The 25646-nt window shown below is 54.4% G+C and carries 34 protein-coding genes; all 34 read left to right on the forward strand.

Going from position 1 to position 25646, the window contains the following annotated elements; translation table 11 throughout:
* The first annotated feature begins 164 nt into the window (after positions 1 to 164).
* Entirely contained in the window at positions 165 to 614 is a 450-nt protein-coding gene (locus tag LBF07_RS21590; RefSeq protein ID WP_112777770.1) for a recombination protein NinB, read from the forward strand.
* On the forward strand, positions 607 to 777 hold the full coding sequence (locus LBF07_RS21595) for a NinE family protein (protein WP_224435070.1): 171 nt from the start codon (positions 607 to 609) through the stop codon (positions 775 to 777). The genes LBF07_RS21590 and LBF07_RS21595 overlap by 8 nt, the downstream gene beginning before the upstream one ends.
* On the forward strand, positions 770 to 1405 hold the full coding sequence (locus tag LBF07_RS21600) for a recombination protein NinG (RefSeq protein ID WP_224435071.1): 636 nt from the start codon (positions 770 to 772) through the stop codon (positions 1403 to 1405). Before LBF07_RS21595 ends, LBF07_RS21600 begins: the two co-directional genes overlap by 8 nt.
* Entirely contained in the window at positions 1402 to 1785 is a 384-nt protein-coding gene (locus LBF07_RS21605; RefSeq protein WP_078310011.1) for a hypothetical protein, read from the forward strand. Before LBF07_RS21600 ends, LBF07_RS21605 begins: the two co-directional genes overlap by 4 nt.
* Entirely contained in the window at positions 1782 to 1898 is a 117-nt protein-coding gene (locus LBF07_RS21610) for a hypothetical protein (protein WP_110820177.1), read from the forward strand. The genes LBF07_RS21605 and LBF07_RS21610 overlap by 4 nt, the downstream gene beginning before the upstream one ends.
* A complete protein-coding gene (locus tag LBF07_RS21615) occupies positions 1895 to 2584 on the forward strand; it encodes a bacteriophage antitermination protein Q (protein ID WP_224435072.1) in 690 nt (229 codons plus the stop codon). Before LBF07_RS21610 ends, LBF07_RS21615 begins: the two co-directional genes overlap by 4 nt.
* A gap of 479 nt (positions 2585 to 3063) precedes the next feature.
* On the forward strand, positions 3064 to 3369 hold the full coding sequence (locus LBF07_RS21620; protein ID WP_122008274.1) for a phage holin family protein: 306 nt from the start codon (positions 3064 to 3066) through the stop codon (positions 3367 to 3369).
* On the forward strand, positions 3356 to 3796 hold the full coding sequence (locus LBF07_RS21625) for a lysozyme (RefSeq protein ID WP_224435073.1): 441 nt from the start codon (positions 3356 to 3358) through the stop codon (positions 3794 to 3796). The genes LBF07_RS21620 and LBF07_RS21625 overlap by 14 nt, the downstream gene beginning before the upstream one ends.
* Positions 3793 to 4263 carry a lysis protein gene (locus LBF07_RS24640; protein ID WP_253164850.1) on the forward strand — a complete coding sequence of 157 codons (471 nt, stop codon included), beginning with the start codon at positions 3793 to 3795 and terminating at the stop codon, positions 4261 to 4263. Before LBF07_RS21625 ends, LBF07_RS24640 begins: the two co-directional genes overlap by 4 nt.
* Positions 4264 to 4420: 157 nt before the next feature.
* Entirely contained in the window at positions 4421 to 5065 is a 645-nt protein-coding gene (locus LBF07_RS21640) for a GIY-YIG nuclease family protein (protein WP_224435076.1), read from the forward strand.
* Positions 5066 to 5336: 271 nt separating this feature from the next.
* Positions 5337 to 5522, forward strand: a complete 186-nt coding sequence (locus LBF07_RS21645; protein ID WP_094934640.1) for a hypothetical protein — start codon at positions 5337 to 5339, stop codon at positions 5520 to 5522.
* A 61-nt stretch (positions 5523 to 5583) separates the two neighbouring features.
* Positions 5584 to 6324 (forward strand): hypothetical protein, encoded by a 741-nt coding sequence (locus tag LBF07_RS21650; RefSeq protein WP_224435077.1) that lies wholly within the window; start codon positions 5584 to 5586, stop codon positions 6322 to 6324.
* A gap of 1 nt (position 6325) precedes the next feature.
* Positions 6326 to 7657, forward strand: coding sequence for a terminase large subunit domain-containing protein (locus tag LBF07_RS21655; RefSeq protein WP_094934638.1), 1332 nt, complete (start codon positions 6326 to 6328; stop codon positions 7655 to 7657).
* Positions 7658 to 7668: 11 nt separating this feature from the next.
* A complete protein-coding gene (locus LBF07_RS21660) occupies positions 7669 to 9087 on the forward strand; it encodes an anti-CBASS protein Acb1 family protein (RefSeq protein WP_224435078.1) in 1419 nt (472 codons plus the stop codon).
* Complete coding sequence (locus tag LBF07_RS21665; RefSeq protein WP_094934636.1) at positions 9084 to 9908, forward strand: hypothetical protein; 825 nt, start codon at positions 9084 to 9086, stop codon at positions 9906 to 9908. Before LBF07_RS21660 ends, LBF07_RS21665 begins: the two co-directional genes overlap by 4 nt.
* A 12-nt stretch (positions 9909 to 9920) precedes the next feature.
* Complete coding sequence (locus LBF07_RS21670) at positions 9921 to 11540, forward strand: NUDIX domain-containing protein (protein WP_224435079.1); 1620 nt, start codon at positions 9921 to 9923, stop codon at positions 11538 to 11540.
* A gap of 15 nt (positions 11541 to 11555) precedes the next feature.
* Entirely contained in the window at positions 11556 to 12416 is an 861-nt protein-coding gene (locus LBF07_RS21675) for a hypothetical protein (protein ID WP_224435080.1), read from the forward strand.
* Positions 12417 to 12432: 16 nt separating this feature from the next.
* Entirely contained in the window at positions 12433 to 13464 is a 1032-nt protein-coding gene (locus LBF07_RS21680; RefSeq protein ID WP_045407450.1) for a hypothetical protein, read from the forward strand.
* A gap of 68 nt (positions 13465 to 13532) precedes the next feature.
* Positions 13533 to 13724, forward strand: a complete 192-nt coding sequence (locus LBF07_RS21685; protein ID WP_196390285.1) for a hypothetical protein — start codon at positions 13533 to 13535, stop codon at positions 13722 to 13724.
* A gap of 3 nt (positions 13725 to 13727) precedes the next feature.
* Positions 13728 to 14210: a hypothetical protein gene (locus LBF07_RS21690; protein WP_224435081.1), complete on the forward strand. Its 483-nt coding sequence runs from the start codon at positions 13728 to 13730 to the stop codon at positions 14208 to 14210.
* Positions 14207 to 14635, forward strand: a complete 429-nt coding sequence (locus tag LBF07_RS21695) for a hypothetical protein (RefSeq protein ID WP_214576137.1) — start codon at positions 14207 to 14209, stop codon at positions 14633 to 14635. Before LBF07_RS21690 ends, LBF07_RS21695 begins: the two co-directional genes overlap by 4 nt.
* Complete coding sequence (locus LBF07_RS21700) at positions 14632 to 15069, forward strand: hypothetical protein (RefSeq protein ID WP_152403250.1); 438 nt, start codon at positions 14632 to 14634, stop codon at positions 15067 to 15069. The genes LBF07_RS21695 and LBF07_RS21700 overlap by 4 nt, the downstream gene beginning before the upstream one ends.
* On the forward strand, positions 15053 to 15994 hold the full coding sequence (locus tag LBF07_RS21705) for a hypothetical protein (protein ID WP_224435082.1): 942 nt from the start codon (positions 15053 to 15055) through the stop codon (positions 15992 to 15994). The genes LBF07_RS21700 and LBF07_RS21705 overlap by 17 nt, the downstream gene beginning before the upstream one ends.
* 4 nt (positions 15995 to 15998) lie before the next feature.
* Positions 15999 to 17393: a hypothetical protein gene (locus LBF07_RS21710; protein WP_224435083.1), complete on the forward strand. Its 1395-nt coding sequence runs from the start codon at positions 15999 to 16001 to the stop codon at positions 17391 to 17393.
* A gap of 3 nt (positions 17394 to 17396) precedes the next feature.
* Positions 17397 to 17834, forward strand: coding sequence for a hypothetical protein (locus LBF07_RS21715; RefSeq protein ID WP_023327272.1), 438 nt, complete (start codon positions 17397 to 17399; stop codon positions 17832 to 17834).
* A gap of 2 nt (positions 17835 to 17836) precedes the next feature.
* The gene (locus LBF07_RS21720) at positions 17837 to 18421 is read left to right on the forward strand and encodes a hypothetical protein (protein WP_224435084.1); all 585 of its coding nucleotides are present in this window, start codon (positions 17837 to 17839) and stop codon (positions 18419 to 18421) included.
* Between the two features lie 123 nt (positions 18422 to 18544).
* Positions 18545 to 20437, forward strand: a complete 1893-nt coding sequence (locus LBF07_RS21725) for a lytic transglycosylase domain-containing protein (protein WP_224435085.1) — start codon at positions 18545 to 18547, stop codon at positions 20435 to 20437.
* Between the two features lie 2 nt (positions 20438 to 20439).
* Positions 20440 to 21165 (forward strand): hypothetical protein, encoded by a 726-nt coding sequence (locus tag LBF07_RS21730; RefSeq protein ID WP_224435086.1) that lies wholly within the window; start codon positions 20440 to 20442, stop codon positions 21163 to 21165.
* Complete coding sequence (locus tag LBF07_RS21735; protein WP_071283972.1) at positions 21162 to 21437, forward strand: hypothetical protein; 276 nt, start codon at positions 21162 to 21164, stop codon at positions 21435 to 21437. The genes LBF07_RS21730 and LBF07_RS21735 overlap by 4 nt, the downstream gene beginning before the upstream one ends.
* Positions 21437 to 22459, forward strand: coding sequence for a hypothetical protein (locus tag LBF07_RS21740; RefSeq protein WP_224435087.1), 1023 nt, complete (start codon positions 21437 to 21439; stop codon positions 22457 to 22459). The genes LBF07_RS21735 and LBF07_RS21740 overlap by 1 nt, the downstream gene beginning before the upstream one ends.
* On the forward strand, positions 22456 to 23172 hold the full coding sequence (locus LBF07_RS21745; RefSeq protein ID WP_023327278.1) for a hypothetical protein: 717 nt from the start codon (positions 22456 to 22458) through the stop codon (positions 23170 to 23172). The genes LBF07_RS21740 and LBF07_RS21745 overlap by 4 nt, the downstream gene beginning before the upstream one ends.
* Complete coding sequence (locus tag LBF07_RS21750; protein ID WP_023327279.1) at positions 23169 to 23501, forward strand: hypothetical protein; 333 nt, start codon at positions 23169 to 23171, stop codon at positions 23499 to 23501. The genes LBF07_RS21745 and LBF07_RS21750 overlap by 4 nt, the downstream gene beginning before the upstream one ends.
* Positions 23498 to 24916, forward strand: a complete 1419-nt coding sequence (locus tag LBF07_RS21755; protein ID WP_224435088.1) for a ubiquitin-activating E1 FCCH domain-containing protein — start codon at positions 23498 to 23500, stop codon at positions 24914 to 24916. The genes LBF07_RS21750 and LBF07_RS21755 overlap by 4 nt, the downstream gene beginning before the upstream one ends.
* A 1-nt stretch (position 24917) precedes the next feature.
* Entirely contained in the window at positions 24918 to 25622 is a 705-nt protein-coding gene (locus tag LBF07_RS21760) for a hypothetical protein (protein ID WP_224435089.1), read from the forward strand.
* Positions 25623 to 25646 lie beyond the last annotated feature (24 nt).

Consider the following 25646-nt stretch of genomic DNA (forward strand, 5'->3'; position numbering starts at 1 on the left):
CAACCGTCCATACTTTCTTTGCTGATGGCCTGAACACCCATCAGTGACTTCTGCGCATTTAAGGGGACTTAAATGCGACCACAATCTGAACACCTCACCTTGTCACAGATGCAGAAATGCACCTGCGATTTTCTGCATTCTGCGTTACCTCTAGGAGGTGGCGCATGAAGCAGCACTACTGCATCGTTAACGACACCGTTAAAGACAACCTCATAGCATTCATCCGCACACTGCCGGTAAACCCTCATGCGCCGATGGTGGTCGAGGCCCGGGAAGAGACCCGCACCGACAAGCAAAACCGTCTAATGTGGCCGTTACTGAAAGACCTGTCTGACCAAGTAGTCTGGCACGGAGAAAAGCTTACCCGTGAAGAATGGAAAGACCTCATCACCGTTCTGGTGAATCAGACCCAGGACCAGGAACAGAAATCCGCGCCGGGCATCAACGGCGGCCGCGTTTATTTCGGCGTCCGTACATCCAAATCCAGCAAGCGCTACATGGTCGATGTGATCGAGGCGATTTACTGGTTCGGTACCGACCGCGGCGTGAAGTTCTCCGAAGCGTCCAGTAAGCGCATTGCCTGGGCGCAAGAATGGAGGGCTTCCCGTGGGTAGTCCTCTCGCACGCGTCATCTCCAACGAAATCTTCCGCGTTCCGGCACGCCGCCAGCGTAAGCCCGCGGTTAAGCCGTCCGACATCCCGACACTGAAAGACTACACCGCCCGCCTGGTGGATCAGAAATGGCTGCGTCTCGCGGCAAGGAGAGGTCATGCGTAAATCTACCCGTCGCACCTGCAAGATATGCAAAGAGAAGTTCACCGCCACCTTCGACAACGTCTGGTGGTGCTGCCCTGAGCATGGCGCCATCTACGCGCTGGAGTTGATGGCAAAGCAGAAGGTCAAAGAGGCCGCTAAGCGCATCAGTGAACAGAAAGAGGCAGAGAAGGCCGGGCGCAAACGCCGCAAGGAACGTCTGGCAGAGCTACGGCCTGCCGGTTACTACAAAGCGCAGGCTCAGCAGGCATTCAATGCCTACATCCGCGCGCGTGATGCCGATTTGCCATGCATCAGCTGCGGTGAGGCTAATCCTCCCGATCTGCATGGCGGCCAGTGGGACTGCGGCCACTTCAAAACAGTCGGTGCTAACCCTGAACTGCGCTTTGAAGAGCGCAACGCCCATAAGCAGTGCAAGTCGTGTAATGCCGGAGCCGGAAAGTACACCGCCAAAGAGGCGACGGTCGCGCAGCAATACGAAGCGGGCCTGGTAGCTCGTTACGGGCAGGATTACGTCGACTGGCTCAACGGGCCCCATGAAATGACCAACTACCGCCGGGAAGACTTCATCCGGATCCGCGATGAGTACCGCGCCAAGCTCAAAGCACTGAAACAGCGGGAGGCCGCATGAGCACAGAAACCGAAATTGAACTGGGCAAGGTTGTCGCTTTCCCGTCAAAGAATAACGACCTGCAGGATGGGCTGGTCATTCAGCGCGAAGGCCAAAAGGTCATGTGTCTGCACTCTGCTGTATCGATAAACGGAAAAGAGCGAACGCTACGCTGCCGGAAATGCGAAACGCTAATCGATCCATTCGACTACCTGATGACACTTTGCGACCAGGAGTCTCGCTACTGGGAAAGCGTGAAATATCTCCGCCGGGAAGAAAAGCAGCGCCGTCAGAATATCGAGAAGCTCATTCAGATTGAGAAGAACGCCAAGTCACGCATTCGCCGCGCCGGGGATAAGTCACCACTTCCTCTCTGGCAGAACGAGAGGGTGGATGAATGACACGTGACCAGATTATCCGGTACCAGGCAGAAAGCGTTAAGCGCGCCAGCATGCCGCCAGTAGCAAAGCACAGCCAGACCAAAACCAACCAGCCACATAAGGAAGCCGCATGAACAGTCAGCAACTGGAATACGTACGTCAGCAGCTCATTGTGGCGACCGCAGACCTCAGCGGGGCGACGAAAGGGCAGCTGGTAGCTTTCGCCGAAAATGCGCAATTCACAGCGACGGCGCGCAGCCGGGGACGGAAAAAGGTATTCGACAAGGATAAGCAGCGCATGGTCAATCCGGATGGTCCGCCGATGAGCGGTAGCCAGTCCCGCGCAAAGGGCTCATCCATCGCGCTGGTGGGCCCGGTTGAGTTCGTGACCGCATCGTGGCGCCGCGCTGTCCTGTCACTGGAAGACCATCAGAAAGCATGGCTGCTGTGGAACTACAGCGAGAATATCCGCTTCGAGTACCAGGTGGCGATCACTCAGTGGGCGTGGGCAGAGTTCCGGGAGCAGCTCGGCGCGAAGAGGGTGGCCGGCAAGACGATGGAGCGTCTGAAAAAGCTTATCTGGCTGGCGGCGCAGGACGTCAAAGCGGATCTGGCAGGGCGTGAGACGTACGAATATCAGGCGCTGGCAGAACTGGCTGGCGTTGCGAAATCCACTTGGACAGAAACCTATCTGCCTCACTGGATGGCTATGCGTAACAGCTTTAAGCGACTCGATAGCGGTGCGCTTATCTCAGTAACGCGATCACGTTCACAACAAAAGGCGACAAATTCGCACGCAACTCTTGCAAAACCGAACTGAAACGCATATATTTCATGTAAATCTGATATCGTCGCCATAGCTTTGATTGTCGACACAAAGAATTCAAGCCCGAGGTTAACGCCTTGGGCTTTTTCGTATCTGCACAACAGGAAAAAGCGCTGACCATGCTGGAATGGGCCGCGCGTCACGTCGGCGCGCGCGACTAACCACCCGCTACAGATTACCAGCGCTCTTTCCGTTGTGGTGAATTAAGCGAGTGCCGGAAGCAGAACCGGCCTAACAAATGCGTACAGGCGTCATCGCCGCCCAGCAACACCACAAACCAAACCCACTGCCTGGGACCCTTCGGCCAACGAGCCGGCATTGCCTTACCCCCATATTGCCCGCCTGTCGCGGGCTTTTTTATTTTCAGGTTCCGGGAACCATCATCGACACGCCTACTTGTTAAATTGTCCCTAGGGCCTGATCCCTTACTACAAACAGCACCCCGTTCTTTCGGAGGTGATATGGCTAAACGTATGCAAGATAAAGAAAGCATTGCCGGAGTGTCATGGCTGATTGTCCTTGCTCTGTCATGCTGGGGCGGCCTGGTCCGATACCTTATTGACGTTAAGCAGAACAAAGCCACCTGGAGTTGGATCAACGCACTGGCGCAAATCGCAGTGTCCGGATTTACCGGTCTCATTGGTGGACTGATCAGCGTTGAAAGCGGGTTGAGCCTTTACATGATTCTGGTTACGTCTGGCATCAGCGGGGCGATGGGCTCCGTGGCACTGACGTACTTCTGGGAACGTCTGACGGGGATGAAGAATGCAAACCAGTGATAAAGGAATTGCCCTGATCAAGCAGTTCGAAGGTTGCAAGCTCACCGCGTATCAGGACAGCGTCGGAGTGTGGACGATCGGCTATGGCTGGACCAAGCCTGTCGACGGCAAACCAATCCGCGCCGGGATGACGATTAAGCAGGAAACGGCAGAGCGTCTGCTGAAGACTGGACTGGTCAGATACGAAAGTGACGTGTCCCGCCTGGTCAAAGTTGACCTGACTCAGGGGCAATTCGATGCTCTGGTGTCGTTCACGTATAACCTCGGCGCCAGGTCATTGTCGACATCGACTCTCCTGCGAAAACTCAACGCCGGTGATTACGCTGGCGCTGCCGATGAGTTCCTGCGCTGGAATAAAGCTGGTGGTAAAGTCCTGAATGGGCTCACCCGTCGCCGGGAGGCAGAGCGGGCTCTGTTCCTGTCATGATTGGCGATATGGTCAAACGTTACTGGTTGCAGCTGCTGGTGGTGGCGTTAATCGGCGTGCTGGCGTTCTTCGTAAACCGGTACCGCGACAACGCCATCACCTACAAAGACCAGCGAGACAAAGCCGCCAAGAATCTCAGCACGGCTAACGCCACCATCAAAGATATGCAGGTGCGCCAGCGAGATGTGGCTGTGCTGGATGCCAAATATACGAAGGAATTGTCCGATGCGAAAAAGCAACTTGATGATCTGCAGCGTTGCGTTAGCAATGGCAAGTGTGGGTTGCGCATCAACGCAAAATGCCCCTCGAACGGAGCGACCAGCTCCGGCGGCATGGTCGATGCTACCGGCCCCCGACTTACTGACTCCGCTGAACGGGATTATTTCACCCTCAGAGAGCGAATCGCCACAGTGACGAAGCAGGTCGGTTATCTGCAGGACTACATCAAAGAGCAGTGCCTCAAATAACAGCCTCGCAATAGCGGGGCTTTTTTATGCGCACTCGCGTGCGTTCCATAGAGAGCTTTCCGTAGTGTGAGCCTGAGACAGGGCGGTGGATTTCATCGTTCCGCTCTCGGCTGCCCATGTCTACGCGAGCAGGCTCACACCACAGAAAGGAAATACGATGAAAGGTCATGTATACGCTGTGCAGAACGAGGATTTGGTAAAGATAGGAAGGAGCTTCCGGCCAAACCAGCGAGTAAAAGCAATCCAAACACAGGGCGGGTTTATTTCAGGCAACACATTCATATCCGAAGCATTCCACCTTTACCCAAAGGTTGAGATCGAATGCCATGCAAAACTATCTAAACACAGGGTGGTGGGAGAGTGGTTTCGTATTAGCTTCGATGATGCAGTTAATTGCATAAAAGAAGTCATGAAATCAATTGCCACCCATGAGGCCGAGGAGGCAGCAGAGGCAAAAATTGATGGCATCTCTGAGTTGGCGGACTCTTACTTTTATCAATTGGAACTACTTAATACCATGCGGGCGGGGATGGTAAGTGCTGAATGGCCTGATGAAGCAATAGATTTCGCCTTTGGCTTGGGTTTGAAGCACGCTAAAAGGATTTATGACGAGCTTTTTATGTCTCCCTGCGTAACCGTGGTGGTAGATGACAGAGTATGGATATGTTATCCGCAAGGCTTTCAAGAGCATGATAAAGACGAATATATAGCCAGTTATGATAAGAAATCCATTGCGGAACATATCGGCTGCTCTGAGGATAATGTCCCTGACTGGGATGAATACTCAGTGCTGATTGAATAACAGCACCGCCTGGCCGCATAACCACAGATTTGTGGTTTTGAGAGCCACTTTCACAACGGCTTTCCATTACAAAGCTCATCTGCGGGTGGGCTTGATAATGATCTGTGTAACCCCGCAAGGATGGTGATCACATCTTGCTGACGGGTAAGCCGTAAGTGGCTAAGCACTACTGCTTTCGATTGAGAACTGCAACGGCCAGATTGATGCCATTAGGCAGATAGAAGAACAACGAGCCTCGCAGTAGCGGGGATTTAACAATGAGGATGAGAAAGTGGAAAAAGAACAAAGCAATGCACCGCGTTATGACCAGGCCAGTTTTGAAGCAGCAGCAAAGCCGCTGATCCAATGGCTGAACGAAAACGCCAATCCTCACGCATCGGTCATCGTTGATTGCACCAGTGCAGTGCTCTTTACCGGGGAAATTGCAGTCAACACGAAAGAGTTCCTGAAAGACTGAGCAGGCATTACAGGAGCCCTTCACTGAGGGGCTTCGATAATGTCAACGTGAGGTAAGTATTATGGCAAAACCGGACTGGGGAGCACTGCAAGACCAGTTCCTCGCCGAGCATGCAAAAACAGGTATTTCCCCCAAAGACTGGTGCCAGGCTCAGGGACTGAATTACGCATCTGCGAAACGCTACATCAAAGTAACGTCGTATGGTGCGAAATCGCAGAAAGAAGCTGCGAAAAAAGGTGCGAATTCGCAGAAGGGAAAGGGTGAGGCCAGTAAATCCGGGAAGGTGAAAAAATCCGACCGTGAAACAGGCAGCGCCAAAAATTCCCGAGACGCGAAACCGATGCGCGGATCCCGCACTGCACCGCCGACGAATGCATTCCAGCCGGGCAACCAGAATGCACTGAAGCACGGCGGCTACGGTCGTAGGATGCTCCTGTCTGACGCAATCACCGAAGACGCAAAGCTGCTCACGCTCGACGATGAGTTGTTCTGGCTGCGCGCGGCGAACCTGACGGCGGCGGAGAACATCGGGCGCTGGCAGGCTGAGCTGGAGCTGGCAACGGACGAAAAGGCGAAAGAGCTCCACTCGCTGATTTCCTCTGCTGAAAAGGCCATGCACCGGAACACGCAGCGCATCGAGTCGCTGGAGTACACCAAAGGCTCAATAGCGAAGCTTCAGGTCGATGCTGCCTACCGCGAACGCGCCACTGAGAAAGTGGAAATGGAAATCGACATCATGAAGGATGGCGACAAAGACAACGCGATCGTCGTTCACAACACCCTGCCGATACCAGGAAGATGATATGGCCGACATTTACCTCCCGACGCTGCATGACGGGCAGTTAAAGGTCTGGTCTGATTCCTGGGGTGAGCGACTTAACGCTGTGCGCTGCGGTCGTCGCTGGGGAAAAACCTTCATGCTCGTCAGCGCTGCCGTATCATATGCGACCAGCAAATTTAAACGCCCGGGCATGGATATTGAACTGGGCGGACGCGTCGGTATCTTCACCGCTGAGTATCGCCAGTATCAGGAGATATTCGACAAGTTGGTCGAAGTTCTTCAGCCAATCATTAAAAGCTCCAGTCGCAGCGAAAAGCGAATCCTGCTGAAGAACGGCGGGAAGATTGACTTCTGGGTCACCAACGACAACAAACTGGCGGGCCGTGGTCGTGAGTACGAAGTGGTCCTGATAGACGAGGCTGCTTTTACCAAGTCGGCTGAGATGTTGAAGGAGATCTGGCCGAAGTCGATTAAGCCAACGCTACTGACGACGAAAGGCCGGGCCTACGTGTTTTCAACTCCTGACGGGGTGGACGAAGAGAACTTCTTCTACGCCATCTGTCACGATAAATCGCTGGGCTTTATCGAGCACCACGCGCCGACATCTTCAAACCCATTCGTTCCGCCGGAGGAGTTGGAGCAGCAGAGGGAAAAAACTGACCCGCGCGTATTCCGCCAGGAGTTCCTGGCCGAGTTCGTCGACTGGTCCGCCGCTTCGCTGTTCGACGTCCGCAAATGGTTCGAGGGTGAGAATCAGGATCAGCCTGTCGATTACCCTGAAATGTGCCAGGCCGTCTTCGCTGTCATGGATACCGCCGTCAAAGGTGGTTCAGAACATGACGGTACGGCAGTGGTGTATTACGCCGTCGACACCCGGCCCGGCATTCAGCGCCTCACCATTCTCGACTGGGATGTGGTGCAGATTGACGGCGCGCTGCTGGAAACGTGGATGCCGTCGGTATTCGACCGACTCAACGAGCTTTCCGGTCAGTGCGTTGCCATCAACGGCAGCCTCGGCGTGTTCATCGAAGACGCCAGCATGGGCAGCATCCTCCTGCAGAAAGGCGAAAGCCTGGGATGGCCGGTCAACAAAATTGAGTCCGCTCTGACCAGCAAAGGAAAGGACGAGCGCGCCATTATGGCCTCCGGTTACCACTACCGCGGCCTGGCGAAAATATCACGACACGCCTACGAGAAGACAGCCGTCTTCAAGGGCGAGACAGCAAACCATCTGCATAAGCAGGTTTCCCGATTCCACCTTGCCGACAAGAAAGCGCATAAGCGCGCCGATGACCTGCTCGATGATTACACCTACGGGCTGATCATCGCCTTCGGCAGCGGCGACGCAATCTGACGAGAGAACCAATGAACGAAGACGATTTCGAAATCGGCAGCTGCTCTCCCGAGTTGATGGCATTGCTGGACAGCGACGATATTCAGCCAGGATCCTCTGCTGGGTATCAGGCCTGCAAGACGATTTATCTCTTCCACCCCCTGGGCGGCAAGATGGTGGATCGCCCGATTAAAATGGCGATGAATGAGCCGCGCACCGTGCATGTTGCCCAGTCCTATGGACTTGAGCGGCGCCTGCGAGACGCGTTCGAACGCGAATGGAAAACGATGGGTGCTAATCAGCACATCGCCAACGCCGCGCGCATCGCCCGTATTTACGGCGTCTCTGCGATTGCAATGCTGGTGGATAACCAGGAGCCGAATGAATCGCTGGACTACCGCACGCTGTACAAGCACAACGTCAGCTTTAACATCCTGGACCCGCTGAACACCGCGGGAAGCATCGTGCTGAATCAGGACCCGAACGCCCAGGACTTCCAGAAAGTCGACGGCATCCGGGTGGCGTGCAAGCCGTATCACAAATCTCGCTGCATAGTCGCGCAGAACGAAGATCCAATTTATCTCGCTTACAACCCTGCAGCGTTCGGGTTCACCGGTCGCAGCGTGTATCAGCGTGCGCTTTTCCCGTTAAAATCCTTTATTCAGACCATGCGCACTGATGACATGGTAGCGGTTAAAGGCGGACTGCTAATTACCAAAATTGCAGGCGCTGGCGCGGTTGTTAACAAAGTTATGCAGGCGCTGGGTGGATTCAAGCGCATGCTGCTGAAGCGAGGCAAAACTGGCGAGGTCCTGCAGATTGGACCGCAGGATGGTATTGAGTCGATAGACCTGAGCAACCTTGAAAAACCTCTCGACTCTGCGCGTAAGCATATTCTGGAGAACATAGCCGCCGCCGCTGATATGCCGGCGATCATCCTCAACTCTGAGACGTTCGCCCAGGGCTTCGGCGAAGGCACTGAAGATGCCCGCGCCGTGGCGGTGTACATCGACAACATCCGGGAGTGGCTTGACCCGCTTTACGCGTTCTTCATCCGTGTGTGCCAGTACCGCGCCTGGAGCATTGAATTCTTCCAGTCGCTGCGTGCTGACATCCCGGAGCTGAAAAACACCTATAGCGTGTATTTCGCGAGCTGGATAAACAACTTCGAATATCGCTGGCCGTCCTCCCTGAAAGAGCCGGAAAGCGAGAAGGTGAAGGTCGACGAGATACGCTTTAAGGCTATCGTCAGCATGCTGGAAACGGTGCTTCCGCAGCTCACGGCGGACCCGGAAAACCGCGCAACGCTGATCGAGTGGGCGTGTGAAAACGCCAACGCCAACGAGAACCTATTCCCTCAGCGGCTTAACCTCGATTACGACTCGCTGAAAGATAACCCACCGCCGGAGCCGCCGAAAGCTGAAGAGCCGGGCGGCGGGATGATGCTATGAACACTTTCACCCGAACAGTGAGAGACGCGGTGAAGTTCTTTCTCCGCAACGGCTACTCATCCCGGGAAGAGCTGGAGCGCTGGCAGGCTATTATCCGCCAGGCCGCTGAAAGCGAAACCGCCGATGACTACATGGCAATGGTCACCCGCAACCTGACGAAAGCATACGACCTGCAGGTGGGGCGTGCTGGCGCGCTGAAGCGCCACCATGGCATATCCCGTTTTACGCTCAACTACCTTGAGCCGAAGCTGCGGACGGAACTCGACAGGCGGATCCTCGCCAGCGCCGACCTTATCCATCTCAACCGCAAAAAAGCCATCGACACCACATTGTCGCGGTTTAGCGGCTGGGCCAGCAGCATTCCCTCAGTCGACAGCATTGCACTGACCGGCATTCAGGGAACGATGCGGGAGACTGCAGCGCATATTCAGAAGGCCGCTGAGAAGGTGGATTATGAAGCGCGCCGGGTGATGATCGACCAGAACCATAAGCTGATAGCCAACATCGACAACGTGATCGCAACGAGCAACAACGCGATTGCAGCGATATGGCACAGCCACTGGCGGCGGCCGGGGTATGACTTCCGCGAGGACCACAAGGAACGCGATCAGCTGTATTACCTGATTCGCGGGAACTGGGCGCAAAAAAACGGGTACGTGAAAGCCGGTCCTGCCGGTTACCTCGACGAAATCACGCAGCCTGGCGAAGAGGTTTTTTGCCAGTGCTATGTGACCTACATCTACAACCTCCGAAGCATTCCTGAATACATGCTGACCCAGAAGGGGCAGAAGTTCATGGAGTCGATGAAGAAAGCAGCATAGGAGCATTAAAACGTGGCTATTTTTGGCAGCGGGATAATGTTCCGTCAGGGTAAGTACGCCTTCCTGATCCAGCGTTCGGATGATGGTACGTGGTGCCCGCCTGGCGGCACGGTAGAGCCGGGCGAGCTGCCCATTGATGCCGCGCGCCGCGAGGTGCTGGAAGAGGTGGGCTATCAGTACGATGGCCCGCTGACCCCGCACAGCGTATACGGCGATTATCTGACGTTTCGCGCCGAGGTGCCGGAGAGGTTCGAGGCGAAGCTTAACGACGAATCGCTGGCCGCCGGATGGTTCCACATTGACGATCTGCCAAAACCGCTTCATCAGCCCTTCGCTGAGATGCTGGCGCAGCAGGCGCTCAATGAAACCGAGGTGGCCGCGCTCATCGCTGACGGGACGCTAAGCAGCCCGCAATTCTTTATCAACATGTGGATGTTCGCCATCCGGGTAACCGGAACAGGGGTTACCTGGCGCTCTGCAGATCAACAGATGGCCTTCCGTAACCCGGACGACTATCTCACCCCAGAGTTTCTCCAGCGAGTTGCCGGTGTACCGCTTATCTGGCTGCACCCGGAGAAAAACAAGCTCGATAGCGATGAATTTGCGAAGCGTGTTATCGGAACCCTGACGAACAGTTGGGTTGCTGATAATGGCGAGGTCTGGACTATTGGACGGGTGTACGACGCTGAAGCCGCCGAAATTATGGCGACACGGCAGCTGAGCACCTCGCCAACCGTCACGTACAGCGAAACGCAGGACTCAATCATCAAAATCGACGGTCAGCCTCTATTGGTGGAAGGTTCCCCGGTATTGCTCGACCACGTTGCAATTTGTGAACAGGGCGTATGGGACAAGCTCCTTGCCCCTACTGGTGTTAAATCTGATTCCATTCCAAACGAGGCTGAAAAGATGGACGAGGAAAAAATCGTAGCGCTAATCAATAAGGCGATTGACGCACGCATGGCTAAGGCTGACTCAGAAGAAGCAGACCGTAAAGCCAAGGCCGATGCCGAAGAAGCAGCCAAGAAAGAAAAGGCTGATGCTGAGGCAAAAGAGGCCGAAGAGGCGAAAGCCAAAGCTGACGCGGAAGAGAAAGCCGCGAAGGAAAAAGCAGACGCCGAAGCCAAAGAGAAGGCCGACGCGGAAGAGGCCGAACGCATGGCGAAAGAAAAGGCTGACTCTCAGCTGCGCCAGGAGATCGCCGACCTGCGCTCCCGCATCCCAACCGAGTTGAGCGATGAAGAGCGTAACGAAGTAGCCGATGCACAGGTGAAGGCCGATAGCGTGTTCTCTTGCTTTGGCAAGCGCGCGCCGGTGCCGCTGTCTGGTGAAAAGCCGCTGGCATATCGCCGCCGCCTGATGATCCAGCTGCAGGAGCATTCGCCTGACTTCAAATCCGTCGACCTGTCCTCCATCGCTGACTCAGCCCTGCTGAGCGTGGCAGAGAAGACGATTTACGCCGACGCGCAGAAATCGGCAAGCCTGTCTGTTGGACCTGGCATGCTGCGCGAAATTAAACGCGCTGATGCGACCGGTCGCCAGATCAGCACCTTCGAAGGCGATCCTGCTGCCACCTGGGCTCCGTTCCAGTCCGGCAAGCGTCAGGTCACCAGTTTCAACAACCAGGCTTAACGGGAGCTCTCAAGCATGGCTAACTTATCTCTTAACCCGATGGCAACCACGAACGCGCTGGGTTCCTTCGGCGTGCAGTCCGACGGTTATATTCAGGGTGTGGCGCTCGATGACCCAGCTAACCGCTTCAATCTGGCGGCGGGCACCGTGGCGGCAACGGAAACCAAACCACTGTGGGGCGGTCTGCCGGTTGCTGAGCTTCTGCCTGGTACCAGCTCAAGTCCGCGCGGCTCAATCATCCGTCGCGCTGTGTCTGTTGCCGAACTGGAAGGTTTCACCGTCTTCAATCAGGCTCACAACGGCCTGACCACGCCTCAGTCACCGGTTCCGCTGTACGCATCAGGCATGAGCGTTTCGTACTACCGCCTGGGCTCTAACATGCGCGTGCCGCTGAAAGCTTCTGCGCAGGTTGTCGCGCTGGGTACCTCCGGCGCGTCAGTGAAAACTCCGCTGGCATGGGATTTTGTGAACAACCAGATCACCACCGCGGCGGCGGCCGGTTTCTCTGGTGCTGACATCGCGACAACCGCTGTGACCTATGCCTCTGGCGTGGCTACGGCCACCGCCGCATCGGAACACGGCCTTACTGCTGGACAATACGTGAAAATCAGCGGCGTCGCTCCTGCGGCGTACAACGGCACTGTGGTAGTGCTGTCTGTTCCAAGCTCAACAACCTTCACCTACGCCCCGGCAACTGCACCAGGCGGCGCTGCAACCACGCAGGGCACCATCGGCGCAGTTACGCTTTCCGACATCACGCTGCCGGTAAAAGTGCTCGCCATCGAATCAGGCAACTCCAAGACTGTCAGCTATGACAGCGCGACTGGTTTCCTGACCTGGAATAACACCGACAGCTGCGCGCTGGTCTTACTTTAATCGGGAGTTGAATTAAATGGCTGCAATTACCCCCAGCTACACCATCGTCAATCCGTCGTATATCGCGCCGGAGATGATCATTGGTTACCAGCAGGCATCAGGTGCGTTTGAAACCATCGCCAGCGGTAACCCGCAAGTCCGTCTCGGCGTAGGCGACCAGTATGTCTACATGCGCCGTCTGGACATCCGCACCCAGACCACTTCCAGCCAGTCCGGTAACGGTAACCAGCTGCCGAGCGTGGCGCTGGATGCGAAGATGATTTCAACCCCAACCTACCTGTTCCGCTGCCGTGGTATCTACGATCACCATGACATGGCCGCTGCCGGTAACTGGAACTTTGCACTTCCGGAAGCTCAGCGCCTGGGCATGCGTCAGGGCATTTTCCAGCAGCTGCGCTCTGCTCTGCTGTACGGCATGAACCCTGCCGGCGGTGAAGGCTTGCTGAACACCGCTGGCGCGACTACTGAGTCCCTGCCACCGGACAGCAACGGCAACACAACTGTGCTGACCTATGACCACGGCCAGATGGCGGTATATCTGCTGGGTCACGTACAGGCCGCACTGACCCGCACCATGCAGCTGGGCCGCCAGCAGCGCGTCGTTATCCTGGGGCCGCAGCGCGTCCTCGGCGCCATGGAGATTCAGCAGATCGTCCAGCTGACTTCTTACCAGCGTCCTGGTGGCGGTACTGACACCGTCGGCGGCACTGTGAAAGAAGTGCTGAAAGGCGCAAACGTCCAGGTTGACTGGGTGTATGACGACACCCTGATCGGCGCAGGCGCTGGCGGTACCGACGCGGTGGTGATCACCATCCCTGAGGTTGAGGTTCCGATGGTCAACTCGACTGTGAACACCAACGAATTCGCCAAGCTGACCCCGTCTCTTGCCGCGAACGCGCTGATGTTCACCGACATGGCGGCGCCGCGTGAAATTCCGACGCCGATCGCCGGTGGCGCCATTGATGTTCTGTCCGAAATGCGCTCTACCGCAGGCTGGGCAGTTCGTCCGGAAGCAATCACCATCCTGTCCATGGCGTACAGCGCCTGATCCATTCTTTGAAGTGGTTAAGCCTCTGCCGGGGAAACTCAGCAGGGGCTTTTTTACGAGGGTAACCAGTGAAAATCATTACTCAGTGCGACATTCAGTCAGTCTTCATGACAAAAGAAGCCTGCGTTATTACCGGCAAGTTTGGTGAGGAACATCAATTCAAAAGCGATGAAGTTTCCTGGGCCCACTCCATTAAACCTGGAATGACATACACCAAGTACGAAGATGGACACCAGACATTAACGGTCAATGAGGAGTAACCAATGAAACTCTATATCGCTAACACCACCAAGCAGCGCCAGATTTTCGCCTATCGCAAGCTGGAGACCGGCCGCCTTATTCAGATCCCGATTAACCACGGCGATCAAATGATGGTGCTGGATGGCTCAACTGATGAAGTTGATGCAGTGGTGCAGCACCACCAGGTTTATGGTCTGGTTGACTCAACCAAAATCGACCAGAGCCAGGCGTTTGTCGGCCTGTGCTACAGCCTGAACAAGCCTGTATCAGCGTCGGTAATCGAAAAAGCAATCCGCGATAACGATATTCACCTGACCCGTGGCGCCCATGGGCGCCGCCAGGCATCCGTAGCAGCTCTGGATAGCGCGCTGCGTGACAGCGGTACCGGCTATTCCGGCGAGATGGAAGTCAGCGCGGAGCAGGCGAAAGGCCGCGAAGACAGCGAAGACACCCCAACGGTTAACGAAACAATCGTGACTGAAAAATCCGGGAGCAAGAAAAAATGACAACGAGCCTGTCGGGATTCATCGAATTCGTTCGAACTGACATGGGCTTGACCGCCGCGCAGGTTCCCGACGACTCGCCGTCTTTCACCCTGGCGTATGGCGGCGCGGTTGAGTGGGTAAACCCTGATATCGCGTGCGTCACGCCGAACCTGTACACCGTAGCCGTGTACAACCTGGGCGCGTCTTTCCTGGTTAACTACGGTACCGAATCGGTATTTGCTGATTTCAGGAAAGAGTATGGCCTGAACAATTTCAAGGCTGGCGTAATTACTGGTGCCGGGGATAACTCAACCAGCGCTCAGCGCCTGGTTCCGGACTTCTTCAAAGACCTGTCGCTGGCTGACCTGCAGATGTTGCAGGATCCATGGGGCCGCCGGTACCTGATGATTGCCCAGCAGTTCGGCAGCCTGTGGGGGCTGTCATGATCACCTTCCACCTGGGAGTGATTGACGTCCCGTATGAGGACGAAAACACCACAACAGGAGACGTCGCCGAGTATCTGGAGGAAAAGTACCAGATCATGCAGACGTTTTTCGACAGGTACAGCAACGACATCGCTGATTTGATGGCAAAGGACATGGCGGAACAACTGGAAAACTTGATTGCAGGCTTCCCGCCACAGAGTGACCCTTTTCGACAATCAATGTCACAGATCCATGACCTGTTCGTCGGATTCCTCGACAACGCCGAAATGAACGGATTGCCTGGAGTGCCAACGAAGCGCGCGCTGGAGGGTATTTCGAAGCGATTCAAGAGCGGAAAAGGGCCGAAACCTCGCCCTTCATTCATTGATACCGGAACCTACCAAGGGGCGATGTGCGCCTGGGTGAGCGGGGTGCTGAATGCCTTCCCTGAGTGAGTTGCAGCAGACTGCAAAAACTGAGCTTAACGCCACGCTGACGCAGGGTCTTGACGACCTGAGCCGCTTTCAGGTGGTCACGTTCACGAAATATATCCGCAAGGTGCTGCCCCTCGACGGGTTCGTATTCTGGGTGAAGGCTTCTGTTCTGTCTGACGACCCCAGCAGTGAGCCCGATACGGTTGATGTTAAGGGTTATCTGCACCTGACGACCGAAACCATCCAGGACGACGAGCAGCTCTACGACAGGAACGTCGTGACGTTTACTGCGCAGGCGGACATCGACCCGTTCAACGATATCGGATCTGATGTCCTGTATATCGGCGAGTTCTTCGGCATCCAGTTTTCTTTCTCCCGGCGCACCGGGCTGAACGAACAGGCCAACCTCTACCACTACACAGGGGAGGCAATCTTCCCCTACATGCGATCGCAGATCATCAACTCAGCCGACGATATCGACCTGTCGGACGTTGTGGTTTCGAGCTCATTGCCGGTATGGCTGACGCTGAGCCAGTACATGCCGATGTTCCCGGCCATGCTGTCGACGCAGAACCTTTCACCGCCGTATGCAACGGTGAAATGTAGCAACACAGCGCCGATCGCCGGGAGCTTTTACCTCGATGAGCAGCAGAACCAGTATCAGCTGGTTTCCGAGGATGTGACGATATCCATCACTGGGCTGCGTAATGCCGGAGTGGAAGATTTCCTGAGGTACGTACAGCAGTACACGCTCGGCGACGACGCGGAAATGGGTGTGATGAACATACCGGTTGTTCAGGACGAGCGCGTCACGCAGAACGAGCTGAACATCATAGCCATGAGAAAAACCATCAAGTTCAAAGTCAACTATTACCAGCAGCGTATGCGGAACGTCGCGCGCAAGCTGATCACGTCAGCGATTCCGTCCATTTACCCGGAGAAATAAATAAATGTCAATTGTTAACATTAACGTCTCGGTGACCAACCCACCGAAGCCCTCTCAGCTGCTCAAATCCGGCGCAATGATCTCCATGGGCGGAACCACCCTGGCGGCAGGAGAGTATCAGCTCCTGACGACCAAAGACGATCTGAAGGCTATTACCTCGCCGGCAAAGACCATTTCAACAATCGCCTGGGCAACTGGCGTGGTCACCGTGACCCTGTCAGCAGCGCATGGGTGGACAGTTGGTGACACTATTCCGCTGGTTGTATCTGGCGTTACCCCGACAGCGTATAACCGCGCCGTCACAGCCACCGCGACCACTGCTACCGCCTTCACTTACCCGCTGGCGACAGACCCTGGCACGGCAACAGTTATGGGTACGGTGAAAACCGTAGCGGCAAACGAAATCATCGAGATGAACACCACGTTCTGGCCCCAGGGAACTACCCGCGCGGTCTATGTGCTGGAGTTGGGTGATGTGTCTGTTGCTGCTGCTGTGGCTGCACTGGCTGACTTCATCGATGAAGACATTTCTCTGGGTAACACCTACCAGAAATTCTTCTCGTACCTGGTGCCGCGTGAATGGGATGGCGAGCCGACGTTTAAAACCCTGACGGGTCTGTACACCAGTCCAGCGTCACTGGTGTATTTCTTCGTCACCACCACGATCGCCGCCTATCCGGATTGGGTCTCCACCAAAAACAAATCCGTGTTTGCGGGTGTCGAATCCCCAAACATCCCTGCGGGCGAGTTTTCCATGGCCGCGTGGTTCCAGTCCTCTCTGGCAAACGACCCTGGCTCGTCAAACATGGTTCCGCCAATGGCGTACCGCTTTGGTTACGGGGTTACAGAATACCCGGTAGAAGGCAATGGAACGCTGCTGAAGCAGCTCCAGGACAACAGCATCAACTACGTCGGCACCGCCGCGGAAGGTGGGCTGAGCAACAAAATGCTGGTAGCAGGCCACATGCTGGACGGCAATCCGTTCAACTACTGGTATTCAGTGGCGTGGACTGCAATCAACCTTGAGCTCGACCTGGCCAACGAAATCATCAACGGGTCAAACACAACTGTTAACCCGCTGTACTACGAGCAGAACGGCATCGACCGCCTGCAGCGTCGCGCGCTGAAGACGCTGCGCAACGGCATCAGTTACGGTCTGATCCTCGGCCGAGTGATTGGTACCGGCCTGACGCAGCAGGATTTCAATACCGAGTACGAGAAAGGCACGTATGCCGGCAACGCGGTGATCAACGCCGTGCCGTTTGCGAATTACACCAGCCTGAATCCGTCCGATTACGCCGATGGCAAATACGCTGGCCTGAGCGCCGTGATGACGCCACGCCGCGGCTTCGAATCCATCACGTTTAACGTGAACGTAACCAACTTTGTAGGGGCGTAAAAAATGGCAAACCCATTAGTACCGCAGGGATTCCTCAATCGTGTACGCGGCGCGGTGTCGGTAACTGACGTGCCAGCGCTGAATATCACCGCCTCTTACCTTGGCAAGGACGCCATCAGCATGCGTCCTGATGGCCCGGCGACGGACATTATCCCGACGCTGACCGGCACTGTAGGCAGCCAGGCGCCATATCAGCAGGTGACCGTCACCGTCCATCTGCTGCGCACGCAGGGCCTGAGCGACAGCTACAAAAACCGCTTCGCCACCGATACGGCACTTGGCGAGGTGGTGATCACCCCGGATGCGAACACGCTCAGCAATTTCACCGTGCTGAATGCTTATCTGGTGAACTTCAACGAACTGCCGTTTACCGGCATGGATGCCGGGTACGTGGTGACCATCAGCGGTTATATCCTGGCTAACGATAATATGTGGGTCTGATTGTGAAAATTGACAAAAAGCTCAACCTGGTAACAAACATCACCCGGGAAGACGGGTCAATCGTGTACCTGCATGTGACCCCGTTCCCGTATGAGGTGGTGGAGGAGCACTGCCTGTTACTGGGCAACCTCTTTACCAACTTCATCTCGCAGGTCGGCGGCCTTGGCGCGGCGCGTGTCGCCGCAATGATGCTCCGCAAAAAGCTCAAGCGCGAGCAGGAGCTCAATGCTGATAACGGGCAGCACGGGCCAAATATCGTTGATGAGATCCAGCGCCTTACATCTGTGGTCTGGAATGACGGCGGAACCTGGAAAACAACATCATTCGACGCCGCGATGAAGCAGGGGATTATCTCCCCTGACGAATACCGCGAAGTTGAAGGTGAGGTGGTTTTTTTTATGGTTTCCTCTGCCATTCAGAAAGCACAGCTGATAGCGCCGACAGTGGGATCAGTGATCGGCATGTTCGGTGGGCAACTCGAATCATTGAGCGTTACGGCGTTCCGCGATTCGTTGCTGACGTCGAATCCGCCTACCGATATCCAGACCCAGAGTGCCCAGCCGGAAACGTCATACATACCCTCCTAGACTGGGCGTCTAACGAGGGTTTCTGGCGGGTGATCAGGGAAATTACCGGCGAAGAGTTCGCCAGCCCGGCGCAGTACCGCCAGCGTTACATTATTTCCGCGCTAAAAGACAGGGGTTCCTTCAATGGTGGCTAAGTCTATTGTCGATATTGACGTAAATGACGACAAGTTTGTCGCGTTTATGGAGAAGTTCAAAGAATATCAGGCTGCATTAGAGGAACTCCCTGAAGCATGGCGCGGGCTGGCGCATGGTGCCACTGATGCCACCAAAGAGACGGCGAAAGCGAAAACAGAGGGCGACCTACTGGCTAAAGCTTTTTCTGAGGGGGCAAGCGCGATTCTGTCGATAAATAGCGGGCTTGAGCGGCTTACCGACAGCCTCGACCGGGCGAACAAAAGCCAGGAAGACTTCAACAAGAAAACCCGCTCGTCAAAAGGGTTTTTGAGTGAAGCAACGAAGGACGCGAAGTCGCTGGCCGGGCACATCAGGGATGCCACCACAAGTCTGTTGTCATGGGGTGGTATCGTCGGCCTGTTCACTGGCGTGCTGGGAGTCGGCGGTCTTTTCGGGCTTAACCGCCTGGCGGCTGGCGCATCGCAGCAGCGATTCACCTCCCTTGGAATAGGTACATCAGCCGGGCAACTAAGCGCTGCTGAAATAAATTACAGAAGGGCAATAGGGAATCCTACGGGTACTCTGGGCGCTATCCGCGACAGCCAGATGGATCTGTCAAAGCGCTGGACATTCCAGGCTATGGGGATCAACAACCCTGACCAGGACCCGGCTAAGCTCCTGCCGCAGATGATTCGCAATGCGCGAGACATCTTTGTCAAAAACGGCAGCACCCTGCAGGGAGCAAACGCCTACGGCCTGACGAACTTCTTCAGCCTGGATGACCTGAATCGCTTTAAAAATATGAGCGATGAAGAAATCGATGCGATGGAGCGCCGGGCGAAGAAAGATGCAGAAAGGTTAAATATCACCGACGAGCAAAACAGAAAATGGACTGATTTCATTAATCAAGTTGATCTTAGCGAGAGGAGTATTAATAAGGCTTTTGTCGTCGGACTTGGCCCGCTAGCTCCTCAACTAGGAAAACTTTCTGATGCACTGGCTGGTGCCATTGATACGGTGCTGCAGTCGCCAGAACTCGGTAAGTGGATTGACGGGCTGGCGGGGGGGATTGAGAAATTTGGAAATTATCTCGCATCCCCTGATTTCGCCAAAGATGTTGATGATTTTATGGATTGCCTGCGCAGGCTAGGTCAGTCGATAGGCAGAGTGATCGACCTATTCACCGGCAAAACCAGCGTGAGTGAGTTTATGGGGGGGGAGGCTCCTTTGGCTGATGATCCATCTAAATCCCCTTCTGAGAACATGAATGATAGATACAGGCGATATGAAGCACAGCAAAAATCAAAACCGTACGACGAGTATTTCGACGAGGCTGCCAAAAAGTACAACGTTGATCCGAAGTTGCTAAAGTCCATTGCAGCTGCGGAATCGTCATGGGATCAGAATGCTGTTTCCAAAGCCGGTGCTAAAGGGTTAATGCAAGTTATGCCAGACAACTTCAAGCCGGGAGAAAAGCCATTCGATCCTCACGATAACATCATGGCTGGGGCAAGAGTTCTGCGTGACGGGATGAACTGGGCTAACAAAAATGCTGGTGGTGATCTGGAGGAAGCATTGCGGTATTACAACGGCGGAGTCAGGCGTGGTAGTGCCGAGAACATCGCATATCCAGGAAGGGTTAATGAAAAATACCAGCAGATTTACGGAGTTCCTGCGCTAAGCGCTAAAGAGCAGTACGCGGAAATGCAGGGTTCACGTAAAACCCCAGCAATAGAAAATGGCAGCGACAATTCAGAGGTTGCCAAAAACACGAACAAGACTAACCAACTACTGCAACAGATTGTTGACAGAGGGCTTACTGGGAACGGCTCTGGAATGGTCGTTTACAACAACACTGGCGGTAATGCCGTTGTTTCCAGTTCTCAACTCGGAGTTCGATGATAATGGCATTTACTCGCGAGCTATACCGGCTTGGCTTTGAAATATCCCCGGTGATCCTCTGCAATGGAGTTGCGGAGGCTATCCCCGGCGGCATGCTGCCAATAGTGGCATTAACCCAGAGCGCCAGCTTTGTAACTGGGCTGATCGGCGGGGCAATCAACCTTACCGATCTGGACAAATATTTCTGTCACTGGCGGCCTGTTCAGGGCGCAACGATGGTTGACTATGACATCGCTCGCTATCCGTTCGCTAACCAGACTGTCGCAGCTAACGCGCTTCTGGCCCAGCCGTTGAGGGTCAGTCTGATGATGGACGCGCCAGTGAACGAGAATACCGGCGCCATGACCAAGCTGGTAACGCTGAGCGCGCTGCAGGCGGTGCTTCAGGCTCATGCCAACCTGGGCGGCACGTACATCGTGGCCACGCCGTCAATCATCTACAACAACTGCATTCTGAAAACTGTTAAGGACAGCTCATCCGGTAATGATCCGCTTCCTCAGCGCTCTTGGCTCTGGGATTTCGAGCAACCACTTATTACCACCACTGATGCTGACAGGGCTGTTACCAACTTCCTTAAGAGAATAGATGCCGGGGATCCTAATAAAACACCATCATGGACAAATACGGCATCAGCTCTTGGCAATACCGCCCTAGGTGGAGCGGTAGCAAGTAGTGCGGAGGGGGTAATTGGACTGATAGGTAAACTCCAGGGGGCGTTCGGGATATGAGTACCGTCAATTATCCATTTACTGGAAGAGAGCAACGTAGCGTGACGTTCTCACCAATTCTAGACGGGAACGTTTATACCTGTCAGATGAAGTGGAACATCGCCGCACAGCGTTGGTACCTGCTGATCACTGATAGCTCTGACAATACGGTCATGAATACCGCCGTCGTAGGCTCAACATCTACTGGGGGGATAAACCTTTTAAGTGGAGTTTTCTCATCGACGACCATGATCTGGCGTGAAAAGAACGGGCAGATTGAGGTGACGAGCTGATGCGTTATTACGAAATAAACATTCTTGATAGCAATGATAAAGTCATCCAGCACTATTCCAGTCATAAAAATGGAGCGTACAACCCTGGCGCGTTGATGGTTGAATTTGACATTCTCAGGTTCGGAGAGTCTACCCCGCAGGGTGAAACTCACTTAACCATATGGGGGATTGGACCGAGAGACATGCAGCAGGCCAGGCAGAACCTCTATGGTAAAAAAATTCAGATCTTTGCCGGGATGTCGAAAGGTCTGCCGCTGGCGGGAGTATGGAATAAAAAGCTTGCCATTGAAGGTTATATCTTTCAGGTGTTCGGCAACTGGCAGGGCACAGAGCTGAGGCTGGACTTCATAATTGTTACTGGCCCGGTTAACACCACGACCCGCGGGCAAATGGTTCCTCTTCAGGTGACCATGCCATGGTCTACCGGGCAGAAACTCTCCGTTGCGCTGACACAATGCGTCATGACGATGGGAGGGTTTAGGCCGAACATAAGCATCAGCGACAGACTGACGCTGAATTACGATCGCCCCATGTTTTGCGGCTCCCTAACTGAACTGGCAAAAAACCTGCGGGCGTTTTCGCTGTCCCGCATCAAAGACCCCGGATACACGGGCGTTGAAATTGCCGTGGTAAACGGCAACGAGATACGGGTGTGGGATAACGACTACGCCAATCACCCCGATCAGGGCTCGAAGACCAGCGCGACGGAAAGGAGTAAAAATCCTGTCCAGATAAAATTCAATGACCTGATCGGCCAGCCAACGTGGATCAGTTTTGGCGTTGTCAGCGTCATCTGCGTTATGCGCGCAGATCTGCAGACTGGCGACCACATCCTGATGCCTGAGAAGGCCAGACCGATGATTCAGGCGTCGTCTTACTCCCAGTTTCGAGACGACTCCGCCTTTAACGGTGAATTCGTCGTTCAATCTGTGCGGTTGCTGGGTAACAGCAGGCAGCCAACAGCAGAGGCGTGGATCACCGTGATTGAGGCATACCCGGCGGAGGCGGTTAAGACAAAATGAGTGTTGACCAGAAGCTTAATTTCGGCCGGAACATGAACAGGTTCGCTGAGCAGAAATTCGAAGAGGCGTTCCAGGCTGCCGGGAAGATACTTCCGGCCAGCATTGTTGAGCAGAAAGGCAACATGGTCACGGTGGCTTTCGAGCTGCATGACACGCCATACGTTTTCCCTAATGTCACGATCCCACTCTTCGGTCCGCAGTACATTCGATATCCGATGCAGCCAGGAGATAAAGGAATTGTTATTCCCGCAGACACCTATCTTGGCGGCGTCAGCGGGCAGGGCGGTGGTATCGCCGACCTCACCCCTCCCGCCAACCTTAGCGCCCTGGTATACCTTCCAATCAGCAACACTGAATGGGAGGCCGTCGACGGGAACGTTGTCACTATCTACGGGCCTGAGGGAGTTACCATCCGGGACCAGGGAAGCAACACGACGTTTCTGTTAACGCCTGACAGCGTAACAATCGCTGCCGTGGACCAGTTCAAGGTGACTGTCGGCAGCACTGTTCTTACCCTTACTCAGGGTATGTGGAGCATCACAGGACAGAGCGGGAAGTTGCAGGATTCAACCGCCAGCACCAGCCCGGAGATTATGCATACCGGCTGGGCGGCGCTGGTGACCTGGTTGAACTCTCATCTGCATTCAAACGGGAATGGCGGTTCAAACACTGGCGCTCCGACCACCACTTTCAACGGGAATATCACGCAATGAGAACCTACGGGAGAGATGCAAATGGCAAGTGGGTGCTGGTGGTGCCGGATGAAAATGGCTTCAACGACTCTATCTATCTGACGACGCTGATCCAGAACCTCAAGCTGGCGCCGCAGGAATCACCATTTTTTGCAAACAACGGCATACCATCCCAGAGCTCGGTCATTCAGCAGGTGCTGCCAACCTACTATGTTGACAGGCTTCAGCGGCAATTTAGCCAGTATTTTTCATCGCTGCAGATCGCCCTTGTGAGTGATGACCCGCCTGTATACAACATTTCGGCGATTACGAACGCCGGTTCTAAAATTATCACAACGGTGAACGTATGAGTGATTTGTCCGTTAGCTATGACGCAGCCGGGCCAGTGCCGAAAACATCCGAAGAGCTGCGCGCCGACTTAGTTTCAAGAGCCACAGAATTATCACCAGGCATCACGACAGATCTCCCTGGCTCTCTGATAGAGGATATCGTTGGTACCGACGTTGGCGCGCTGCTCATTGCCGATCAGATCCGCGTTGACCTAATCAACTCCGTAGGTCCGCTGAAGGCGAATATGTACATGCTGAACCTTCTGGCTCAGCAGTCAGGTATCAGCCCTCAAAAAACTCAAGGAGAAACTACCGTTCCGGTTACGTTTTCGGGCCCGGCTGGATTCGTTATCCCGCAGGGTTTTCTGGTCAGTGACGGCACTTATACCTACCAGATCGCCGACGCTACAGTCATTCTGTCTTCGGGTGTCAGCTCAATGGTAACGGGTATTGCAACGAACACCGGTTCGTGGGCTGTACCGGTAGGATCGGTTAATCAGATACTGACCAGCCTGCCGTCTGGCATTACTCTGACCTGCACCAACCCGGTTGCCGGCACCCCAGGTGGTGCGCCAGAAACTAACTTCGAATTTCGCGAGCGCGTCTGGGAAGCTCAGATGTCGACCGTTCAGGGATATCCAGGTTTTATCCGGCAGAAGCTAACCGACCTGAGCAATGTTCAGGCCCGGCTGGTTTCTGTGGTTCAGAGTGGTAACGCATGGATTGTGATGTGCGGTGGTGGCGATATCTATGAAATGGCCGGGGCCATCTATAAGTCAGCTGGCGATATCAGCAGGCTTAAAGGCACAGACCTGAATGTCACGGGTATTACCAATGCAAACCCTGGCGTTGTCACGACTGACATCACCCACGGATTCAGCTCTGGACAGGTTATTAACGTTACCGGCGTTACCGGAATGAGCGGCATCAATAACGTTCCCCTGACCATTACCGTGTTGAGCTCGAACACTTTCTCTATAGGCATTAATACCACTTCCTCAGGCACCTGGACGGGTGGCGGAATAGTCACACCCAATCTGAGAAATAACGTCGTGACAATAAACGACTGGCCTGATAACTACCTGATACCTTTTGTTATACCGCTCCAGCAACTGGTGACCATCAAGTTTGAATGGGCGACAGAAAGCGCGAATTATCTGACTGATGCCACAATCGCCTCACTGGTGTCACAGCCGGTGATCAACTATGTGAACGGGATATTTGCTGGTAACCCAATGAACATCAATAACGTTAAGGATGTATTCCTTCAGTCCATTAATAGCACTCTGGATATGAGCCTGATCTCAACCCTGAATGTCATTGTGACTGTGAACGGCGTTATCGCAGGTGTTGATGCCGGAACGAATATAATCAGTGGTGACCCTTATAGCTACTGGTACATGGCCTCAAATGGGGTAATTGTCGACGGGATATAACATGCTGGCAGATATCATTAAATCATACCTGTATACGCAGTATAACGACGACGATGATCTCCAGGCATTCGTCACTGCGTATAACACCATGGCTCAGGAAATTTATTCATGGATGATTAATGCCGACCTGCCGATCTTTGTCGGTGGGTACAGTGCTGGAGATCAGCTAAAATGGATAGCCAGGGGAATTTATGGCGTTAAGCCGCCAGTTCTTGTCAGTGGAAAGCGAAGCGTGTTCGGCCCGTACAACGCCGTACTGTTTAACCAGCTTCCATTCAACGGCAGAAAGGTCGTCAATCAGTCGGAGCAGGTTGTTGTCTCCGATGATCTGTTCAAGCGCATCATGACATGGAACTTCTACAAGGGTGATGGGTACTACTTCACTATCCCATGGCTGAAGCGCCGAATAATGCGTTTTTTGACCGGGGTCGACGGGGTGGATGTTGTTAACGATCAGAGGTGGAGTATCTCGGTCTTGCTCTCAAGTTCAGGGGCAAGCATCTCAATAATTAAGGGATTCAGGAGGTTAACAGACGCCTCCATGTTTAATCACTTCACTTATAACTCACAGGCTTTTAATCAAAACAAAAGCGTCTTGATAAAAAGCACGGACTATGAATATGCGTCTCTGTTCAAACAAGCCTTTGACAGCGGCCTTCTTCACATGCCTTTTTATCAACCCGTTAGCGTGACTATCATTGGGTGAGTAGTGTACAATTATGCATCACTC

It is taken from the genome of Enterobacter cloacae complex sp. ECL352 (assembly GCF_020149545.1).
In the GTDB taxonomy this organism is placed as follows: Bacteria; Pseudomonadota; Gammaproteobacteria; order Enterobacterales; family Enterobacteriaceae; genus Enterobacter; species Enterobacter asburiae_B.

What these genes read in the sequence shown, in the direction of transcription:
- LBF07_RS21590 (WP_112777770.1), top strand. Translation starts at nt 165, where the DNA reads ATGAAGCAGCACTACTGCATCGTTAACGACACCGTTAAAGACAACCTC.
- LBF07_RS21600 (WP_224435071.1), top strand. Translation starts at nt 770, where the DNA reads ATGCGTAAATCTACCCGTCGCACCTGCAAGATATGCAAAGAGAAGTTC.
- LBF07_RS21605 (WP_078310011.1), top strand. Translation starts at nt 1,402, where the DNA reads ATGAGCACAGAAACCGAAATTGAACTGGGCAAGGTTGTCGCTTTCCCG.
- LBF07_RS21610 (WP_110820177.1), top strand. Translation starts at nt 1,782, where the DNA reads ATGACACGTGACCAGATTATCCGGTACCAGGCAGAAAGCGTTAAGCGC.
- LBF07_RS21615 (WP_224435072.1), top strand. Translation starts at nt 1,895, where the DNA reads ATGAACAGTCAGCAACTGGAATACGTACGTCAGCAGCTCATTGTGGCG.
- LBF07_RS21620 (WP_122008274.1), top strand. Translation starts at nt 3,064, where the DNA reads ATGCAAGATAAAGAAAGCATTGCCGGAGTGTCATGGCTGATTGTCCTT.
- LBF07_RS21625 (WP_224435073.1), top strand. Translation starts at nt 3,356, where the DNA reads ATGCAAACCAGTGATAAAGGAATTGCCCTGATCAAGCAGTTCGAAGGT.
- LBF07_RS24640 (WP_253164850.1), top strand. Translation starts at nt 3,793, where the DNA reads ATGATTGGCGATATGGTCAAACGTTACTGGTTGCAGCTGCTGGTGGTG.
- LBF07_RS21640 (WP_224435076.1), top strand. Translation starts at nt 4,421, where the DNA reads ATGAAAGGTCATGTATACGCTGTGCAGAACGAGGATTTGGTAAAGATA.
- LBF07_RS21650 (WP_224435077.1), top strand. Translation starts at nt 5,584, where the DNA reads ATGGCAAAACCGGACTGGGGAGCACTGCAAGACCAGTTCCTCGCCGAG.
- LBF07_RS21655 (WP_094934638.1), top strand. Translation starts at nt 6,326, where the DNA reads ATGGCCGACATTTACCTCCCGACGCTGCATGACGGGCAGTTAAAGGTC.
- LBF07_RS21660 (WP_224435078.1), top strand. Translation starts at nt 7,669, where the DNA reads ATGAACGAAGACGATTTCGAAATCGGCAGCTGCTCTCCCGAGTTGATG.
- LBF07_RS21665 (WP_094934636.1), top strand. Translation starts at nt 9,084, where the DNA reads ATGAACACTTTCACCCGAACAGTGAGAGACGCGGTGAAGTTCTTTCTC.
- LBF07_RS21675 (WP_224435080.1), top strand. Translation starts at nt 11,556, where the DNA reads ATGGCTAACTTATCTCTTAACCCGATGGCAACCACGAACGCGCTGGGT.
- LBF07_RS21680 (WP_045407450.1), top strand. Translation starts at nt 12,433, where the DNA reads ATGGCTGCAATTACCCCCAGCTACACCATCGTCAATCCGTCGTATATC.
- LBF07_RS21690 (WP_224435081.1), top strand. Translation starts at nt 13,728, where the DNA reads ATGAAACTCTATATCGCTAACACCACCAAGCAGCGCCAGATTTTCGCC.
- LBF07_RS21695 (WP_214576137.1), top strand. Translation starts at nt 14,207, where the DNA reads ATGACAACGAGCCTGTCGGGATTCATCGAATTCGTTCGAACTGACATG.
- LBF07_RS21700 (WP_152403250.1), top strand. Translation starts at nt 14,632, where the DNA reads ATGATCACCTTCCACCTGGGAGTGATTGACGTCCCGTATGAGGACGAA.
- LBF07_RS21705 (WP_224435082.1), top strand. Translation starts at nt 15,053, where the DNA reads ATGCCTTCCCTGAGTGAGTTGCAGCAGACTGCAAAAACTGAGCTTAAC.
- LBF07_RS21710 (WP_224435083.1), top strand. Translation starts at nt 15,999, where the DNA reads ATGTCAATTGTTAACATTAACGTCTCGGTGACCAACCCACCGAAGCCC.
- LBF07_RS21715 (WP_023327272.1), top strand. Translation starts at nt 17,397, where the DNA reads ATGGCAAACCCATTAGTACCGCAGGGATTCCTCAATCGTGTACGCGGC.
- LBF07_RS21725 (WP_224435085.1), top strand. Translation starts at nt 18,545, where the DNA reads ATGGTGGCTAAGTCTATTGTCGATATTGACGTAAATGACGACAAGTTT.
- LBF07_RS21730 (WP_224435086.1), top strand. Translation starts at nt 20,440, where the DNA reads ATGGCATTTACTCGCGAGCTATACCGGCTTGGCTTTGAAATATCCCCG.
- LBF07_RS21735 (WP_071283972.1), top strand. Translation starts at nt 21,162, where the DNA reads ATGAGTACCGTCAATTATCCATTTACTGGAAGAGAGCAACGTAGCGTG.
- LBF07_RS21740 (WP_224435087.1), top strand. Translation starts at nt 21,437, where the DNA reads ATGCGTTATTACGAAATAAACATTCTTGATAGCAATGATAAAGTCATC.
- LBF07_RS21745 (WP_023327278.1), top strand. Translation starts at nt 22,456, where the DNA reads ATGAGTGTTGACCAGAAGCTTAATTTCGGCCGGAACATGAACAGGTTC.
- LBF07_RS21750 (WP_023327279.1), top strand. Translation starts at nt 23,169, where the DNA reads ATGAGAACCTACGGGAGAGATGCAAATGGCAAGTGGGTGCTGGTGGTG.
- LBF07_RS21755 (WP_224435088.1), top strand. Translation starts at nt 23,498, where the DNA reads ATGAGTGATTTGTCCGTTAGCTATGACGCAGCCGGGCCAGTGCCGAAA.
- LBF07_RS21760 (WP_224435089.1), top strand. Translation starts at nt 24,918, where the DNA reads ATGCTGGCAGATATCATTAAATCATACCTGTATACGCAGTATAACGAC.